Origin of the sequence: Pseudomonas sp. TCU-HL1 (genome assembly GCF_001708505.1) — a bacterium.
Lineage (GTDB): Bacteria > Pseudomonadota > Gammaproteobacteria > Pseudomonadales > Pseudomonadaceae > Metapseudomonas.
This window is the reverse complement of sequence record NZ_CP015992.1, coordinates 4,204,397-4,220,269: the sequence shown is the minus strand read 5'-3', so window position 1 is coordinate 4,220,269 and position 15,873 is coordinate 4,204,397. Positions and strand designations below refer to the sequence as shown.

The following is a 15,873-nucleotide window of genomic DNA, read 5'->3' as shown; positions in this document are numbered from 1 at the left end:
GCGCCATGCCGTCGCCGCTCACGATCCTGATTGCCGAGGACAACGCGGCGGACAGGCTGCTGTTGTCGACCATCGTCAATCGCCAGGGCCACCGCGCCCTGACTGCTGCCAACGGCCGTGAGGCCGTGGCGCTGTTCCAGCAGGAACAACCGCAACTGGTTCTGATGGACGCCTTGATGCCGGAGATGGATGGCTTCGAGGCGGCCCGCCGCATCAAGCAGCTGGCGGGTGAGGCCCTGGTGCCGATCATCTTCCTCACCTCGCTCACCGAGAACGAAGCGCTGGTGCGCTGCCTGGAGGCGGGTGGCGACGACTTCCTCGCCAAGCCCTACAACCGGGTCATTCTCGAGGCCAAGATCAAGGCCCTGGACCGCCTGCGCCGGCTGCAGGACACCGTGCTGCAGCAGCGCGACCTGATCGCCCGGCACAACGAGCACCTGGTCACCGAGCAGCGGGTGGCCAAGGCGGTGTTCGACAAGGTGGCTCACTCCGGTTGCCTCAGCGCACCGAACATCCGCTATCTGCAATCGCCCTACGCGCTGTTCAACGGCGATCTGCTGCTGGCGGCCTACAAGCCGTCGGGCGGCATGCACGTGCTGCTGGGCGATTTCACCGGTCACGGGTTGCCGGCGGCGATAGGCGCCATGCCCCTGGCTGAAGTGTTCTACGGCATGACCGCCAAGGGTTATGCGATGGCCGACATCCTGCGGGAGATGAACGCCAAGCTGAAACGCATCCTGCCGGTGGGCGTGTTCTGCTGTGCCACCTTCCTCAACCTGAGCTTCCAGCGGCGGATGGTCGAAGTGTGGAACGGCGGCCTTCCCGAGGGTTACCTGCGTCGCGCCTACGGCGGCGAACGGGTGCCCCTGGTGTCGCGTCACCTGCCGCTGGGTGTGCTTGACCAGGGCAGCTTCAATGCGCATTTCGAGGCCTACCCCATTGAGACCGGGGACCGCATCTTCCTGGTCTCCGACGGCGTGCTGGAGACCCGCAATGACAGCGACGAAGTGTTCGGCGACCAGCGCCTGCGTGCGGTGTTCGACGCCAACAGTGACGGCAATCGGCTGTTCGATGAAATCCAGCTGGCGTTGAGCGCCTTCCGTGGTCATGCCCAGGATGACGTGAGCATGATCGAAGTGCGCATGCTCGATGACTCCAACGAGCGCGCCAAGCTGGCGTTCACCGACAGCGGCCAGTCCAGTGCGCTGGACTGGTCGGCGTCCTTCGAATTCCGTGCCCAGACCCTCAAACGCTTCAATCCCTTGCCGTTCCTCCTGCAGTTGCTGCTGGAGGTCCAGGGGCTGCGCGACCAGGGCGGCGCCCTCTATACCGTGCTTGCCGAGCTCTACTCCAATGCACTGGAGCACGGGGTGCTGGGGCTGGATTCGTCCCTCAAGCGCAATGCCGAAGGTTTCGCCCGCTACTACCGGGAACGGACCGAGCGTCTGGGCGGGCTGGAAGAAGGGTACGTGCGGTTCAACCTGCAACTGGTCCCCGAAGGCCGGGGAGGGCGGTTGCTGGTCCAAGTGGAGGACAGTGGCAAGGGCTTCGATCTAGGGGCGGCGCTCGCGTCGGCGCCGGAAACGGGCAGCCTGTGCGGTCGTGGCCTGACGCTGGTCAGCCAGCTCGCGGCGCGTTGTGAGCCTGCCGAGGATGGCAACGGCATACAGGTCGAGTTCCGCTGGCCGGTTCAGGCATAATTTTCGAACCTTCACCACGGGGAGCAACGGGTTTGTCAGATATCCATCTCGACCATTCGGTGCTGTCTGCACTGCGGGATGTCATGGAAGACGAGTTTCCCGTCCTGCTGGACACCTTCCAGGCAGACTCTGCGGAGCGCATGCGCCAGATCCAGCAGGCGTACGCGCAGGCGGACTGCCAGGCCTTGCGCCTGGCCGCCCACAGTTTCAAGGGCAGCTGCAGCAATATGGGCGCGCCCGTACTGGCGGGCCTGTGCAAGCAGCTGGAAGATATCGCCCATCGCGAGCAGCTCGCCGATGCGCCGGCCGTCATCCTGCAGATCGAGCGGGAATACCTTGTGGTTCGAAACTTGTTGCAGGACGAGCGCCGCGGCTTCTCCCTCTGAGCGGTCGTTCCTCCTTCCGGCCTGTATGTTGGCCCGCACCTTGCAGTCTCCCCGGCACGAATCAACCCGAGCGGAGAGTGCCCATGCCCGTTGCCCCCGATCTGCTTCTTCAGGCCAGGCCTGACGTGAAGCCGAAAGCACCGGCCGCAAAAGCCCCGGAAAAACCGGCGGAGACCAACAAGGGCGAGGCTTCCAGCTTCGCCCAGATGTACGCGAAAGAGCGCCAGGCCAAAGCCGCCGAGCGCAACGAGGCGGCTGCCAAACAGACCAAGGACAAGCCGGATGAAGCGGCAAGCCAGGACCAGCCGACGGCTGATCCTGCCGCCAGCCAGCCGGCCGTTGCCGATAGCGGCAAGCCCTTGCCGGCCGAAGAGGGCGAGGCCAGGGAAGCGTCCGAAGAGCCCGTGATGGACCCGCTGCTGCTCATGGCCATGACCGGCCAACTGCCGGCCGACAGTGCTGTGCCTGAAGCGGGCACTGAGTGGTTGCCCACTACTGCTCAGGTGAACAGCGCCGCGCCAGCGATCCTGAGTGAGGCCAGCCTGGACCCCGACCTGGACCCGCTCAGCGGCATGCCCGCGGTGAAGATGGCACTGGAGCAGGGGGCCCAGGCTGCCCAGGCGGCAGCCCAGCAGGTACAGAACACCACCCAAGCGGCGCAGACCGCGCCCACCGCCGACCAGGACTTCGCCAGTGCGCTGGCGGCGTTTGCCGACCAGCCCCTGGAAGCGGCTGAGGGCAAGCTGGAAACCAGCCTGGCTTCCACCGAGCTCTCGGTCGAGCTGGCCGATGGCCTCGGGGAGAACAAGGGCGAGGTGCGCAACGAACTGCTTGCCAGCCGCCTCAATGCCTTGAGCCAGGCCATCAGCCAGCAGACTGCCCAGGTCCAGCGCGCGTCGGCCCTGGTGCCAGGCCAGCCGGTAGCCATGCAGCAGGGGGGCTGGAGCGAGGCCGTGGTGGACCGCGTGATGTGGCTGTCCAGCCAGAACCTGAAGTCCGCCGAGATTCAGCTCGATCCACAGGAACTGGGACGTCTCGAAGTGCGGGTGAACATGACCCAGGACCAGACCCAGGTGACCTTCGCCAGCCCCAATGCCCACGTGCGTGATGCGCTGGAAGGGCAGATGCACCGCTTGCGCGACCTGTTCGCCCAGCAGGGCATGAATCAGCTGGACGTGAACGTCTCCGACCAGTCACTCAATCGTGGCTGGCAAGGGCAGGGCGGTGACGGCGAGCGCCGTTCCGCCGGGGGGCGCGCCGACTTCGGCGGTGGGGGTGATGAGGAGATCAGCGTGAGCCACAGCGAGATCCGCCCGTCCTCCGTCGGTGGTGATCGCGGGTTGGTGGATTACTACGCCTGACTTCGCTTTCCCTCTCCCCCAACCCCTCTCCCTGAAGGGAGAGGGGAGCTAGTCCGCACGCGCTCCAATCATCTTCTTTCAGAAGAACTCGGAGACTCCGACCAGATCGTAAACATCAGGCGCGAGTCACCCCTCTCCTCTTCAGGGAGAGGGGCCGGGGGAGAGGGAACCCCGTGACAGCCGCCCCCGACACTGGTATATCCGCAGCCCTGAAGCAATTGCCTCGGCAGCCGATTGGTCGGCGTTCTGGCATAACACTTGCTCATTCCCCTGGAAAGGCGGGGTAACCCCGCTCGGCGACGGATTATTGGCATGGCGAAGAAAGAAGCGAAGGCCCCGGCAGCGGGCGCTGCGGCAGGCGGCAAGAGCAAGCTGAAGCTCATCATCCTGGGCGTGGTCGCGTTGTTGCTGGCGATCGGCTTGTCTGTGGGGGCGACCTGGTTTTTCCTCAGTCGCGGCGATAAGTCCGCCGAGCCCGCCAAGGAAGAAGCCGCCGCCTCTGCACCGACCAAACAGCCCGCCCTCTACCAAGAGCTGGCACCAGCCTTTGTGGTCAACTTCAACCAGAACGGCCGCCAGCGCTACATGCAGGTGAGTGTCGCGCTGATGGCGCGCGACCAGGCCCAGATGGACGCGCTCAAGGTGCATATGCCGGTGCTGCGCAACAAGCTGGTCATGCTGTTCTCCGGCCAGAATTTCGAGACCCTGGCCACCCCGGTGGGCAAGGAAATGCTGCGTCAGCAGGCCACCGCCACCGTGCAGGAGCTGGCCAAGCAGGAGACCGGCGCGATGACGGTCGAGCAAGTGCTCTTCACCAACTTCGTATTGCAGTAGGCAAGGTACGACCATGGCTGTTCAAGACCTGCTGTCCCAGGACGAGATCGACGCGCTGCTTCACGGCGTCGATGACGGCCTGGTAGAAACCGAAACCGATGCAGACCCCTCCAGCGTCAAGAGCTATGACCTGACCAGCCAGGACCGCATCGTCCGGGGGCGCATGCCGACCCTGGAAATGATCAACGAACGATTCGCCCGCTACACCCGCATCAGCATGTTCAACCTGCTGCGTCGCTCGGCCGACGTGGCGGTGGGTGGCGTGCAGGTGATGAAGTTCGGCGAGTACGTTCACTCGCTCTACGTGCCCACCAGCCTCAACCTGGTGAAGATGAAGCCGCTGCGCGGTACTTCGCTGTTCATCCTCGACGCCAAGCTGGTGTTCAAGCTGGTGGACAACTTCTTCGGCGGCGACGGGCGTCACGCCAAGATCGAAGGGCGTGAGTTCACCCCGACCGAACTGCGCGTGGTGCGCATGGTGCTGGACCAGGCCTTCGTCGACCTGGCCGAAGCCTGGCATGCGGTAATGGATGTGAACTTCGAGTACATCAACTCGGAAGTGAACCCGGCGCTGGCCAACATCGTCAGCCCCAGTGAAGTGGTGGTGGTGTCCACCTTCCACATCGAACTGGACGGCGGCGGTGGCGACCTGCACATCACCATGCCCTATTCGATGATCGAGCCTATCCGCGAAATGCTCGACGCCGGCTTCCAGTCCGACGTCGACGACCAGGACGAACGCTGGATCAAGGCCCTGCGCGAGGACATCCTCGACGTCAGCGTGCCGGTGGGCGCCACCGTGGTTCGTCGCCAGCTGAAACTGCGGGACATCTTGCACATGCAGCCGGGTGATGTGATTCCGGTGGAGATGCCCGAACACATGATCATGCGCGCCAACGGCGTGCCGGCCTTCAAGGCCAAATTGGGATCGCACAAGGGCAACCTGTCCCTGCAAATCCTCGAGCCGATCGAACGCCAGCGCTGATTGCGCGTTATCCACGAATCCAGAGCCAGCCGAGGTCAACCGATGGCAAACGAAATGGACACTACCCCAGAAGAACAGGCCCTGGCCGATGAGTGGGCTGCGGCCCTGGCCGAGGCCGGTGATGCCAGCCAGGACGATATCGATGCGCTGATGAACCAGGGCTCCGCCGCCCCCAGTTCGCCACGTGCGCCCATGGAAGAGTTCGGCAGCGTACCCAAGGCCAGCGGCCCGGTGAGCCTGGACGGTCCCAACCTGGATGTGATCCTGGATATCCCGGTGTCCATCTCGATGGAAGTGGGCAATACCGACATCACCATCCGCAACCTGCTGCAGCTCAACCAGGGCTCGGTGATCGAGCTTGACCGCCTGGCCGGCGAGCCGCTGGACGTGCTGGTCAACGGCACCCTGATCGCCCATGGCGAGGTGGTGGTGGTCAACGAGAAGTTCGGTATCCGGCTGACTGATGTGATCAGCCCGAGCGAACGTATCAAGAAGCTGCGCTGAGTCCATGCGTCGTCTTCTTGTCGCGGGGCTGCTCCTGTTGCCCCTGGCCGGCTACGCCGCCGAACCCGCCGCAACCCCCGTTACTCCGGCTGCCGCAGCGACCCTGGCGGGCAGCGGCATGGCCGCGCAGCTCGGCCAGCTCGCCATCGGCCTGCTGCTGGTGGTGGGGCTCATCTTCCTGCTCGCCTGGCTGCTGCGCCGGGTGCAACAGCTCGGACCGCGAGGCGGCCAGGTGATCAAGCTAGTGGCCAGCCAGGCGCTGGGCCCGCGTGATCGGCTGGTGCTGGTGCAGGTGGGGGGTGAGCAGATCCTGCTGGGCATCAGCGCCGGACGTATCGCGCCGCTGCATGTGCTGAAAGAGCCCGTGCACCTGGCCGACGCCGAAGCCGCCAGCCCGGAATTCGCCCAACGCCTGATGGAACTGCTCGGCAAGGACAAGCATTGATGCCCCTGCACCGCCTTCTTATTGCACTGCTGCTGGCGCTGGCCGCGCCCCTGGCCCTGGGGGCCGACAATCCGTTGTCGATACCGGCCATCACGCTCTCCACCAATCCCGAAGGTCAGCAGGAGTACTCGGTAAGCCTGCAGATCCTGCTGATCATGACCGCGCTGAGCTTCATTCCGGCGTTCGTCATGCTGATGACCAGTTTCACCCGGATCATCATTGTCTTCTCCATCCTGCGCCAGGCGTTGGGCCTGCAGCAGACGCCGTCGAACCAGATCCTCGTCGGCCTGGCGCTGTTCCTGACGATGTTCATCATGGCGCCGGTGTTCGACCGGGTGAACCGTGACGCCCTGCAGCCTTATCTCAACGAGCAGCTGTCGGCGCAGGACGCGGTGGCCAAGGCAGAGGTGCCGATCAAGGACTTCATGCTGGCGCAGACCCGCGCCAGCGACCTGGAGCTGTTCATGCGCCTGTCCAAGCGTACCGACATCGCCAGCCCGGACGCCGCACCGCTGACCATCCTGGTCCCGGCCTTCGTTACGTCCGAGCTGAAAACGGCTTTCCAGATCGGCTTCATGATCTTCATTCCTTTCCTGGTCATCGACCTGGTGGTGGCCAGCGTGCTGATGGCGATGGGCATGATGATGCTGTCGCCGCTGATCATTTCCTTGCCGTTCAAAATCATGCTCTTCGTCCTGGTGGATGGCTGGGCGCTGATCATCGGCACCCTCGCCGGCAGCTTCGGCGGCGTATAGGAGGAGCCTCGCGATGACCCCGGAAGTCGCTGTCGACCTGTTCCGTGAGGCACTCTGGCTGACCTGCCTGATCGTCGGCATCCTGGTGGTGCCGAGCCTGGTAGTGGGGCTGATCGTGGCCATGTTCCAGGCCGCCACCCAGATCAACGAACAGACGCTCAGCTTCCTGCCGCGCCTGCTGGTGATGCTGCTCACCCTGATCTGGGCCGGTCCCTGGCTCACCCGCCAACTGATGGAGTACATCCAGGCGCTCTATCAGAACATCCCGTTGCTGATCGGCTGACGATGCTCGAGCTCAGCGACGCGCAGATCGGTGGCTGGGTCGGCAGTTTCCTGCTGCCGCTGTTCCGCATTGCCGCGTTATTGATGACCATGCCGATCATCGGTACTCAACTGGTTCCGACCAGGGTTCGCCTCTACCTGGCGCTGGCCATCGCCGTCGTCCTGGTGCCGACGCTGCCGCCGATGCCGCAGGTCGATGCCATCAACCTGCGCAACATCCTGCTGGTGGGTGAGCAGATACTGATCGGTGCCTTGCTCGGTTTCGTGCTGCAACTGTTCTTCCACGCCTTCGTCATCGCCGGGCAGATCATCTCCATCCAGATGGGCCTGGGCTTCGCCTCCATGGTCGACCCCACCAACGGCGTTTCGGTGCCGGTGCTCGGGCAGTTCTACCTGATGCTGGTGACCCTGCTGTTCCTTTCCATGAACGGACACCTGGTGGTCTTCGAGATACTGGCCGAAAGCTTCGTCACCCTGCCGGTGGGCGGTGGATTGCTGACCAACCATCACTGGGAAGTGGCGGGCAAACTGGGCTGGGTGATGGGGGCCGGCCTGCTGCTGTCGCTGCCGGCGATCACCGCGCTGCTGGTGGTCAACCTCGCCTTCGGCGTAATGACCCGCGCTGCGCCGCAGCTGAACATCTTCTCCATCGGTTTCCCGCTGACCCTGGCGCTGGGCCTGGTGATCGTCTGGATCGGCATGGCCGACATCCTCGCGCAGTACCAGGTCCTGGCCAGCGACGCCCTGCAGATTCTGCGTGAGTTGGCGAGGGCGCGATGAACAAACCTTTCTCAACGCAGTATTGGCAACGCAGGTAGTTTTCCATGGCGGAAAGTGAGAGCGGGGCGGACAAGAGCGAAGAGCCCACAAGTAAACGGTTGCAGGAGGCCCGCGAGAAGGGCCAGATCGCCCGTTCCCGTGAGCTCAATACCCTGGCTGTGATGCTGGCGGGGGCCGGCGGCCTGCTGGCCAGTGGTGGCGGCCTGGCCGACATGCTGATGAACATGATGCGCTCCAACTTCGACCTGACGCGTGCGATGCTGATGGACGAGCGCAGCATGGGCCTGCTGCTGCTGGCCTCGGGAAAGATGGCCCTGGATGCGGTGACGCCGCTGCTGATCACCTTGCTGGTGGTGTCCATCGCCGGGCCGATATCCCTGGGTGGCTGGCTCTTTTCAACCGAAGCCCTGATGCCCAAGTTCAGCCGGATGAATCCGCTGTCCGGACTCAAGCGGATGTTCTCCATGCACGCCCTGGCCGAGTTGCTCAAGGCGCTGGCCAAGTTTGCGGTGATCCTGCTGGTGGCCCTGGCGGTGCTCAATTCCGACCGTGACGACCTCCTGGCCATCGCCCATGAGCCGCTGGACATGGCCATCCTCCACAGCGTCCAGGTGGTGGGCTGGAGTGCGGTCTGGCTCGCTTGCGGGCTGATCCTGATCGCGGCGGTCGATGTGCCGTTCCAGCTTTGGGACAACAAGCAGAAGCTGATGATGACCAAGCAGGAGGTGCGCGACGAGTACAAGGACTCCGAGGGCAAGCCCGAGGTCAAGTCGCGCATCCGCCGCCTGCAGCGGGAAATGGCCGAGCGCCGCATGATGTCTGCCGTGCCCCAGGCCGATGTGGTCATCACCAACCCGACCCACTTCGCGGTGGCGTTGAAATACGACGCTGAAAAGGGCGGTGCGCCCGTTTTGCTGGCCAAGGGTAATGACTTCACCGCGCTGAAGATCCGCGAGATCGCCCAGGAGAACAAAGTCACCGTGCTGGAGTCCCCCGCGCTGGCGCGGGCGGTCTACTACTCCACCGAGCTGGACCAGGAAATCCCCGCCGGCCTTTACCTGGCCGTGGCCCAGGTGCTGGCGTACGTCTACCAGCTCAAGCAGTTCCGCGCCGGCCGCGGCAAACGCCCGGCGCCGCTGAATAACCTGCCGATACCACCGGATTTGCGGCGCGACGAGTGACGGCCTGACAGCCCTGCCTTGCCTTTCCTGTAGGGGCTAATTCATTCGCCAAGGGCGGCGAAGCTGCCCCTTTCTGAGTCTTCTGGGCAGACCTGCGGTCTGCTTGGCGAATGAATTCGCCCCTACACGGCATTTCCCGAACTAATCCTTTTCGATCAGTCCCTTAACGAAGTTGGAAAGCTTCTTGCACAAGGAGAATCAGGACGCGCAAGCGCGTCAAAAGATTGGATGTGCGGGGCAATGCTTCGCGAAAGGGGTGGGGGAGTAGCAGTGGATCGTACGCAACTGATCGGCAATGTCCGCAACAACCTGATGGGCATGGGCCGTGGCAACCTCGGGGTGCCGCTGCTGGTGCTGGTGATGCTGGGCATGATGACCCTGCCGGTGCCGCCGTTCCTGCTGGATGTCTTCTTCACCTTCAACATCGCCCTGTCCATCGTCGTCCTGCTGGTGTCCGTGTACGCCTTGCGCCCGCTGGACTTCGCCGTCTTCCCCACCATCCTGCTGGTGGCGACCCTGTTGCGCCTGGCGCTGAACGTCGCGTCCACCCGCGTGGTGCTGCTTCACGGCCAGGACGGCCACGATGCCGCGGGCAAGGTGATCCAGGCCTTCGGCGACGTGGTCGTGGGCGGCAACTACGTGGTCGGTGCGGTGGTCTTCGCGATCCTCATGATCATCAACTTCGTGGTGGTCACCAAGGGTGCCGGGCGTATCTCCGAAGTGAGCGCACGCTTCACCCTGGATGCCATGCCCGGCAAACAGATGGCGATCGACGCCGACCTCAATGCCGGCCTGATCGACCAGGCCGAGGCCAAGAAGCGTCGCTCCGAAGTTTCCCAGGAGGCCGACTTCTACGGCTCCATGGACGGTGCCAGCAAGTTCGTCCGCGGTGATGCCATCGCCGGCCTGCTGATTCTCTTCATCAACCTGATCGGCGGCATGGCCATCGGCATGCTGCAGCACGGCCTGAGCTTCAGCGACGCCGGCCGCATCTACTCCCTGCTGACCATCGGCGACGGCCTGGTGGCGCAGATTCCTTCGCTGCTGCTGTCCACGGCGGCAGCCATCATGGTCACTCGCGTGTCCTCCTCCGAGGACATGGGCCAGCAGGTCAATCGGCAGATGTTCGCTTCGCCCAAGGCGCTGGCGGTATCTGCCGCCATCCTCATTGCCATGGGCCTGGTGCCGGGCATGCCCCACGTCTCCTTCATCGGCCTTGGCCTGGTGGCTGCCGGTGGCGCCTGGTGGATCTGGCAGAAGCAGAAGAAGGTCAAGGAAGAGGCCGTGCAGGAGGAGCAGCGCCAGCAGGAGCTGCTGCCCGCCCAGCGCGCCCAGGAAACCAAGGAGCTGGGCTGGGAGGACGTAACCCCGGTGGACCTGGTGGGCCTGGAAGTGGGTTACCGGCTGATTCCGTTGGTGGATCGCAACCAGGGCGGCCAGTTGCTGGCGCGGATCAAGGGTGTGCGCAAGAAGCTGTCCCAGGAAATGGGTTTCCTGATGCCGTCGGTGCACATCCGCGACAACCTCGATCTGTTGCCCAATGCCTACCGCCTGACCCTGATGGGCGTCAGCGTCGCCGAGGCCGAGGTCTATCCGGATCGGGAACTGGCAATCAACCCCGGCCAGGTGTTCGGCACCCTCAATGGTGTCGCCGCCAAGGATCCGGCATTCGGCCTGGAGGCGGTGTGGATCGACGCCAGCCAGCGCGACCAGGCGCAATCCCTCGGCTACACGGTGGTGGATGCCAGTACCGTGGTCGCCACGCACCTGAACCAGGTGCTGCACAAGCATGCCCACGAGTTGCTGGGCCACGAAGAAGTCCAGCAACTGATGCAGAACCTGGCCAAGAGCTCGCCGCGTCTGGCCGAAGAGCTGGTGCCGGGCATGATTTCGCTCTCGACCCTGCTCAAGGTGCTCCAGGCGTTGCTGCAGGAACAGGTGCCGGTGCGTGATATCCGTACCATCGCCGAGGCCATCGCCAATGTGGCGCCCAAGAGTCAAGATCCCGCCGCGCTGGTGGCGGCGGTGCGTGTCTCGCTGGCCCGTGCAATCGTGCAAAGCATTGTGGGACTAGAGCCGGAGCTGCCTGTGATCACCCTGGAACCCAGGTTGGAACAGATATTGCTGAATAGCCTGCAGAAGGCCGGACAGGGTTCGGAAGATGGCGTTCTCCTCGAACCCGGAATGGCCGAGAAGCTGCAACGTTCCCTGGTGGAAGCGGCGCAGCGCCAGGAAATGCTCGGCAAGCAGGCGATCCTGCTGGTGGCTGGGCCGATCCGGGCGATGATGTCGCGCTTCGCAAGGCTCGCCGTGCCAACCATGCACGTACTGGCCTACCAGGAAATACCGGACAACAAGCAGGTCACCATAGTTGCGACTGTGGGGCAGAACTAACCGAGGTCAAAGACCATGCAGGTCAAACGCTTCTTCGCCGCCGATATGCGTCAAGCCATGAAGTTGGTGCGTGATGAACTGGGCGCGGATGCCGCCATCATCGGTAATCGTCGGGTCGCCGGCGGCGTCGAGCTGACCGCCGCGCTGGATTACCCGTTGCCCGCCCCGGCGCCGAGCAAGCCCAACCCGGTCCTCGAAGCCGAGTTGCGCAAGACGCAGGCGCGCATCGTCCAGGCTCAGGCCGAACTGACCACCCGCGCCGTGGCCGATGCCGGCAAGGACCGTCAATTGTTCGCCGGTGAGCCGCTGACCGCTATCGAATCGGAGCTGCCCGAGTTCGCCCTGGCCGCAGCCATGAGCCGCCCGCGTCCGGTGGAGCCGGTCAGTGCGCCGAAGCCCGCCGCCGTGGACCAGACTGCCCTGGACGCTATGCGTTTCGAGCTGAGTGGCCTGCGCGAACTGATCGAAGTGCAGCTGGGCTCCATCGCCTGGGGCCAGATGCAGAGCCGCCGTCCCCAGCAGGCCAGCCTGTGGCGCCGCCTGCAGCGCATGGGGCTGCCAGCCGAGCTGGGGCGCGCATTGCTGGACAAGGTGGCCAAGGTCAATGAGCCCCGCCAGGCCTGGCGCATGCTGCTGGCGCATCTGTCCCATGCCATTCGCACGCCGCAGGTCGAACCGCTGGAGGAGGGCGGCGTGATCGCCCTGGTCGGCCCGGCCGGAATGGGCAAAACCACCACCCTGGCCAAGCTGGCTGCGCGCTACGTGCTGAAGTACGGCGCCCAGAACGTCGCCCTGGTGAGCATGGACAGCTTCCGTATCGGCGCCCAGGAGCAGCTCAAGACCCTGGGCCGCATCCTCAACGTGCCGGTGACCCATGTCGATCCGGGGCAGTCTCTGACCCAGGCCCTGGCGCCCCTGGTCCGCAAGCGTGTGGTGCTGATCGATACCGCTGGTCTGCCGGCCAACGATCCGGCCCTGGCCATGCAGCTCGAAGCGCTGGCCAGCCGTGCGATAAACGCGAAGAATTACCTGGTGATGGCCGCCACCAGCCAGAGCCAGGTGCTCAAGGCCGCGTATCACAGCTACAAGCGTTGTGGCTTGGCCGGTTGCGTCATTACCAAGGCGGACGAAGCGGCCAGTCTGGGCGAGGTTTTGGGGCTGGCTATCGGCCAGCATCTCCCGGTAGCCTATCTGGCTGACGGGCCCCGAATCCCGGATGATCTGCAGGTTCCCCGCAGCCACCAGTTGGTGAGCCGAGCGGTTAGCCTCCAGGCGCCGGAAGACCCAAGTGAAGAAGCCATGGCCGATCTGTTCGCCGGGCTCTACCAGAATCCGGCGCGTCGCGCCGGTTGAAGAATCATGAGCCGCCCCAAGGGGCGGTGCAGTACCGCCAAATGGCCCCTAAGGCAAGGTATTTGAAATGGGTAGTATTCATCCCGTACAGGTGATCGCGGTGACCGGCGGCAAGGGCGGCGTCGGCAAGACCAACGTGTCGGTGAACCTTTCGCTGGCACTGGCCGATCTCGGTCGCCGCGTCATGTTGTTGGACGCCGACCTCGGTCTGGCCAACGTCGACGTCCTGCTCGGCCTCACGGCCAAGCGCACCCTGGCCGATGTGATCAATGGCGAATGCGACCTGCGCGACGTGCTGTTGCAGGGGCCGGGGGGCATCCGCATCGTCCCGGCCGCCTCCGGCACCCAGAGCATGGTGCAGCTTTCGCCCATGCAGCACGCCGGCCTGATCCAGGCATTCAGCGATATCAGCGACAACCTCGACGTACTGGTGATCGACACCGCCGCCGGCATCGGTGATTCGGTGGTCAGCTTCGTCCGTGCGGCGCAGGAAGTGATAGTGGTCGTCTGCGACGAGCCGACCTCCATCACCGACGCCTACGCGCTGATCAAGTTGCTGAACCGTGACTACGGCATGAACCGCTTCCGCGTCCTGGCCAACATGGCCCACAGCCCGCAGGAAGGGCGCAACCTGTTCGCCAAGCTGACCAAGGTTACCGACCGTTTCCTCGATGTCGCCCTGCAGTATGTCGGCGCCGTCCCCTATGACGAGTCGGTACGCAAGGCCGTGCAGAAGCAGCGCGCGGTCTATGAAGCCTTCCCCCGCTCAAAGTGCTCGCTGGCCTTCAAGGCCATCGCACAGAAGGTCGACAGCTGGCCGCTGCCGGCCAATCCGCGGGGCCACCTGGAGTTCTTCGTCGAGCGGCTGGTCAGACAGTCGAGCGCGGAAACGCCTGTATGACACCTGCCACTGGACTGCGTATGTACAGCAAGGCACAGGCAAGGGATTCGCAACATCAGCTGATCGAGCGCTATGCCCCCCTGGTCAAGCGCATCGCTTATCACCTGCTGGCGCGCCTGCCTGCCAGCGTTCAGGTGGAAGACCTGATGCAGTCCGGGATGATTGGTTTGCTCGAAGCCTCGAAGAAGTACGACGGCAGCAAGGGCGCCAGCTTTGAAACCTATGCCGGTATCCGCATTCGCGGGGCCATGCTCGACGAGGTCCGCAAGGGCGATTGGGCGCCGCGTTCGGTCCACCGCAATACCCGCATGGTGAGTGACGCGATCCGCACGATTGAAGCGAGAACCGGTCGCGACGCTAAAGATCAGGAAGTTGCTGCCGAACTTGGATTGAGTCTCGAAGACTACTACGGCATCCTGAGCGACACCTTGGGCAGCCGCCTGTTCAGCTTCGACGACCTGTTACAGGACGGCGAGCAGGGCGGTGCGCTCGAGGACGCCGGTGTCACCCAATTCTCACCCTCCCAAGATCTGGAAGAAGAACGCTTCCAGGCTGCGCTGGCCGATGCCATCGCGAACCTGCCGGAGCGTGAGCGCCTGGTGCTGGCGCTGTATTACGACGAAGAACTGAACTTGAAGGAAATCGGTGAAGTGCTGGGGGTCAGCGAATCGCGGGTCAGCCAGTTGCATAGCCAGTGCGCGGCCCGTCTGCGCGCGCGGCTCGGCGAATGGCGCGCGCGCTGAACGCACACCGCTTTCAGAATTGAATGGCGCACCCGGCAAGAGGGGCGTTTGAGACTGTACGGAGGTCGACTTGGACAAGAACATGAAAATCCTCATCGTTGATGATTTCTCGACGATGAGACGCATCATCAAGAACCTCTTGCGCGACTTGGGTTTCACCAATACCGCCGAAGCCGATGACGGCACCACGGCCCTGCCGATGCTGCACAGCGGCAACTTCGATTTCCTCGTGACCGACTGGAACATGCCCGGCATGACCGGTATCGACCTGCTGCGTGCCGTGCGTGCCGACGAGCGCCTGAAGCACCTGCCGGTCCTGATGGTGACGGCCGAGGCCAAGCGCGACCAGATCATCGAAGCGGCCCAGGCCGGTGTGAACGGTTATGTGGTCAAGCCTTTCACTGCCCAGGTGCTGAAAGAAAAAATCGAGAAGATCTTCGAGCGGGTCAACGGCTGACGCCAGCCGCGAGGGCACCATGGACCAGAACGAACACCTGCTGGTCGACTTCGAGTCGACCCTGAAAGTCCGTGCTCGGGAATTGGTGGAAAGCCTGGAGAAAGGCAATTTCACCGATGCCGTGCAACTCATCCACGAACTCAATCACGTCCGGGATCGCGGCCTGTACCAGGAAGTGGGCAAGCTCACCCGCGAGCTGCACAACGCCATCGTCAACTTCCAGATCGACCCGCACCTGCCCCACGCCCAGGAAATGTCGCAGATCGCCGATGCGACGGATCGCTTGTCCTACGTGGTGCATATGACCGAGAAGGCCGCTAACCGCACCATGGACCTGGTGGAGGAGAGCGCGCCGCTGCTCAATGGGCTGAGCGATGACGCCCAGCAGTTGGGCGAGGAGTGGGGGCGCTTCATGCGCCGGGAAATCGGGGCGGACGGTTTCCGTGACCTGGCCCGCCGTATCGAGCAGTTCCTCGCCCGCAGCCAGCGCGATACCGACGCACTGTCCGGCAAGCTCAACGACATCCTGCTAGCCCAGGATTACCAGGACCTCACCGGCCAGGTGATCAAGCGCGTGACCCAACTGGTCACCGAGGTGGAAAGCAACCTGGTCAAGCTGGTGATGATGGCCAGCCAGGTGGATCGCTACGCCGGTATCGAGCACGACCACGCCGCGCTGCTCGCCGAGCTGGAGCAACAAAAAAACCCTTCGAGGGGTGAAGGTCCGCAGATCCATGCCGATATACGTGAAGACGTAGTGTCCGGACAGGACGACGTCGACGATCTGCTATCCAGCCTTGGATTTTAAGGTA

General features: G+C 63.8%; 17 protein-coding genes. All 17 read left to right on the top strand.

The features are described from left to right. The first annotated feature begins 5 nt into the window (after nt 1–5). The 17 genes from THL1_RS19580 (at nt 6) to THL1_RS19500 (ending at nt 15,869) form a co-directional block, all read left to right on the top strand. Nucleotides 6–1,700, top strand: a complete 1,695-nt coding sequence (locus THL1_RS19580) for an ATP-binding SpoIIE family protein phosphatase (RefSeq protein ID WP_069084786.1) — start codon at nt 6–8, stop codon at nt 1,698–1,700. 32 nt (nt 1,701–1,732) lie between these two features. After that, the gene (locus THL1_RS19575; RefSeq protein WP_069084785.1) at nt 1,733–2,086 is read left to right on the top strand and encodes an Hpt domain-containing protein; all 354 of its coding nucleotides are present in this window, start codon (nt 1,733–1,735) and stop codon (nt 2,084–2,086) included. An 83-nt stretch (nt 2,087–2,169) separates the two neighbouring features. Next, entirely contained in the window at nt 2,170–3,447 is a 1,278-nt protein-coding gene (locus tag THL1_RS19570) for a flagellar hook-length control protein FliK (RefSeq protein ID WP_069084784.1), read from the top strand. Between the two features lie 312 nt (nt 3,448–3,759). Next, a complete protein-coding gene (gene fliL, locus THL1_RS19565; protein ID WP_069084783.1) occupies nt 3,760–4,281 on the top strand; it encodes a flagellar basal body-associated protein FliL in 522 nt (173 codons plus the stop codon). Between the two features lie 13 nt (nt 4,282–4,294). Further along, a complete protein-coding gene (gene fliM / locus THL1_RS19560; protein ID WP_069084782.1) occupies nt 4,295–5,266 on the top strand; it encodes a flagellar motor switch protein FliM in 972 nt (323 codons plus the stop codon). Nucleotides 5,267–5,308: 42 nt separating this feature from the next. Beyond that, entirely contained in the window at nt 5,309–5,770 is a 462-nt protein-coding gene (gene fliN / locus THL1_RS19555) for a flagellar motor switch protein FliN (protein WP_069084781.1), read from the top strand. 4 nt (nt 5,771–5,774) lie between these two features. Further along, nucleotides 5,775–6,215, top strand: a complete 441-nt coding sequence (fliO, locus tag THL1_RS19550) for a flagellar biosynthetic protein FliO (RefSeq protein WP_069084780.1) — start codon at nt 5,775–5,777, stop codon at nt 6,213–6,215. Continuing rightward, a complete protein-coding gene (fliP, locus tag THL1_RS19545) occupies nt 6,215–6,970 on the top strand; it encodes a flagellar type III secretion system pore protein FliP (RefSeq protein ID WP_069084779.1) in 756 nt (251 codons plus the stop codon). The genes fliO and fliP overlap by 1 nt, the downstream gene beginning before the upstream one ends. Before the next feature lie 13 nt (nt 6,971–6,983). After that, on the top strand, nt 6,984–7,253 hold the full coding sequence (gene fliQ, locus THL1_RS19540) for a flagellar biosynthesis protein FliQ (protein WP_069084778.1): 270 nt from the start codon (nt 6,984–6,986) through the stop codon (nt 7,251–7,253). A gap of 2 nt (nt 7,254–7,255) precedes the next feature. Continuing rightward, nucleotides 7,256–8,032 carry a flagellar biosynthetic protein FliR gene (gene fliR / locus THL1_RS19535; protein ID WP_069084777.1) on the top strand — a complete coding sequence of 259 codons (777 nt, stop codon included), beginning with the start codon at nt 7,256–7,258 and terminating at the stop codon, nt 8,030–8,032. Nucleotides 8,033–8,076: 44 nt separating this feature from the next. Continuing rightward, nucleotides 8,077–9,213 carry a flagellar biosynthesis protein FlhB gene (flhB, locus tag THL1_RS19530; protein ID WP_069084776.1) on the top strand — a complete coding sequence of 379 codons (1,137 nt, stop codon included), beginning with the start codon at nt 8,077–8,079 and terminating at the stop codon, nt 9,211–9,213. A gap of 270 nt (nt 9,214–9,483) precedes the next feature. Then, nucleotides 9,484–11,607 carry a flagellar biosynthesis protein FlhA gene (flhA, locus tag THL1_RS19525; RefSeq protein WP_069084775.1) on the top strand — a complete coding sequence of 708 codons (2,124 nt, stop codon included), beginning with the start codon at nt 9,484–9,486 and terminating at the stop codon, nt 11,605–11,607. 15 nt (nt 11,608–11,622) lie between these two features. Next, nucleotides 11,623–12,960 carry a flagellar biosynthesis protein FlhF gene (flhF, locus tag THL1_RS19520; RefSeq protein WP_069084774.1) on the top strand — a complete coding sequence of 446 codons (1,338 nt, stop codon included), beginning with the start codon at nt 11,623–11,625 and terminating at the stop codon, nt 12,958–12,960. Nucleotides 12,961–13,027: 67 nt separating this feature from the next. Continuing rightward, nucleotides 13,028–13,861 carry a flagellar synthesis regulator FleN gene (fleN, locus tag THL1_RS19515; RefSeq protein WP_069084773.1) on the top strand — a complete coding sequence of 278 codons (834 nt, stop codon included), beginning with the start codon at nt 13,028–13,030 and terminating at the stop codon, nt 13,859–13,861. Next, nucleotides 13,858–14,604, top strand: a complete 747-nt coding sequence (gene fliA / locus THL1_RS19510) for an RNA polymerase sigma factor FliA (protein WP_069084772.1) — start codon at nt 13,858–13,860, stop codon at nt 14,602–14,604. Before fleN ends, fliA begins: the two co-directional genes overlap by 4 nt. 82 nt (nt 14,605–14,686) lie before the next feature. After that, complete coding sequence (locus THL1_RS19505) at nt 14,687–15,061, top strand: chemotaxis response regulator CheY (protein WP_003083073.1); 375 nt, start codon at nt 14,687–14,689, stop codon at nt 15,059–15,061. 19 nt (nt 15,062–15,080) lie between these two features. Further along, a complete protein-coding gene (locus THL1_RS19500) occupies nt 15,081–15,869 on the top strand; it encodes a protein phosphatase CheZ (RefSeq protein ID WP_069084771.1) in 789 nt (262 codons plus the stop codon). Nucleotides 15,870–15,873: the final 4 nt, after the last annotated feature.

Excerpts from the sequence above, each read along its gene's own strand:
- THL1_RS19580 (WP_069084786.1), top strand. The coding sequence starts at position 6 with ATGCCGTCGCCGCTCACGATCCTGATTGCCGAGGACAACGCGGCGGAC.
- THL1_RS19570 (WP_069084784.1), top strand. The coding sequence starts at position 2,170 with ATGCCCGTTGCCCCCGATCTGCTTCTTCAGGCCAGGCCTGACGTGAAG.
- fliL (WP_069084783.1), top strand. The coding sequence starts at position 3,760 with ATGGCGAAGAAAGAAGCGAAGGCCCCGGCAGCGGGCGCTGCGGCAGGC.
- fliM (WP_069084782.1), top strand. The coding sequence starts at position 4,295 with ATGGCTGTTCAAGACCTGCTGTCCCAGGACGAGATCGACGCGCTGCTT.
- fliN (WP_069084781.1), top strand. The coding sequence starts at position 5,309 with ATGGCAAACGAAATGGACACTACCCCAGAAGAACAGGCCCTGGCCGAT.
- fliO (WP_069084780.1), top strand. The coding sequence starts at position 5,775 with ATGCGTCGTCTTCTTGTCGCGGGGCTGCTCCTGTTGCCCCTGGCCGGC.
- fliP (WP_069084779.1), top strand. The coding sequence starts at position 6,215 with ATGCCCCTGCACCGCCTTCTTATTGCACTGCTGCTGGCGCTGGCCGCG.
- fliQ (WP_069084778.1), top strand. The coding sequence starts at position 6,984 with ATGACCCCGGAAGTCGCTGTCGACCTGTTCCGTGAGGCACTCTGGCTG.
- fliR (WP_069084777.1), top strand. The coding sequence starts at position 7,256 with ATGCTCGAGCTCAGCGACGCGCAGATCGGTGGCTGGGTCGGCAGTTTC.
- flhB (WP_069084776.1), top strand. The coding sequence starts at position 8,077 with ATGGCGGAAAGTGAGAGCGGGGCGGACAAGAGCGAAGAGCCCACAAGT.
- flhF (WP_069084774.1), top strand. The coding sequence starts at position 11,623 with ATGCAGGTCAAACGCTTCTTCGCCGCCGATATGCGTCAAGCCATGAAG.
- fleN (WP_069084773.1), top strand. The coding sequence starts at position 13,028 with ATGGGTAGTATTCATCCCGTACAGGTGATCGCGGTGACCGGCGGCAAG.
- fliA (WP_069084772.1), top strand. The coding sequence starts at position 13,858 with ATGACACCTGCCACTGGACTGCGTATGTACAGCAAGGCACAGGCAAGG.
- THL1_RS19505 (WP_003083073.1), top strand. The coding sequence starts at position 14,687 with ATGAAAATCCTCATCGTTGATGATTTCTCGACGATGAGACGCATCATC.
- THL1_RS19500 (WP_069084771.1), top strand. The coding sequence starts at position 15,081 with ATGGACCAGAACGAACACCTGCTGGTCGACTTCGAGTCGACCCTGAAA.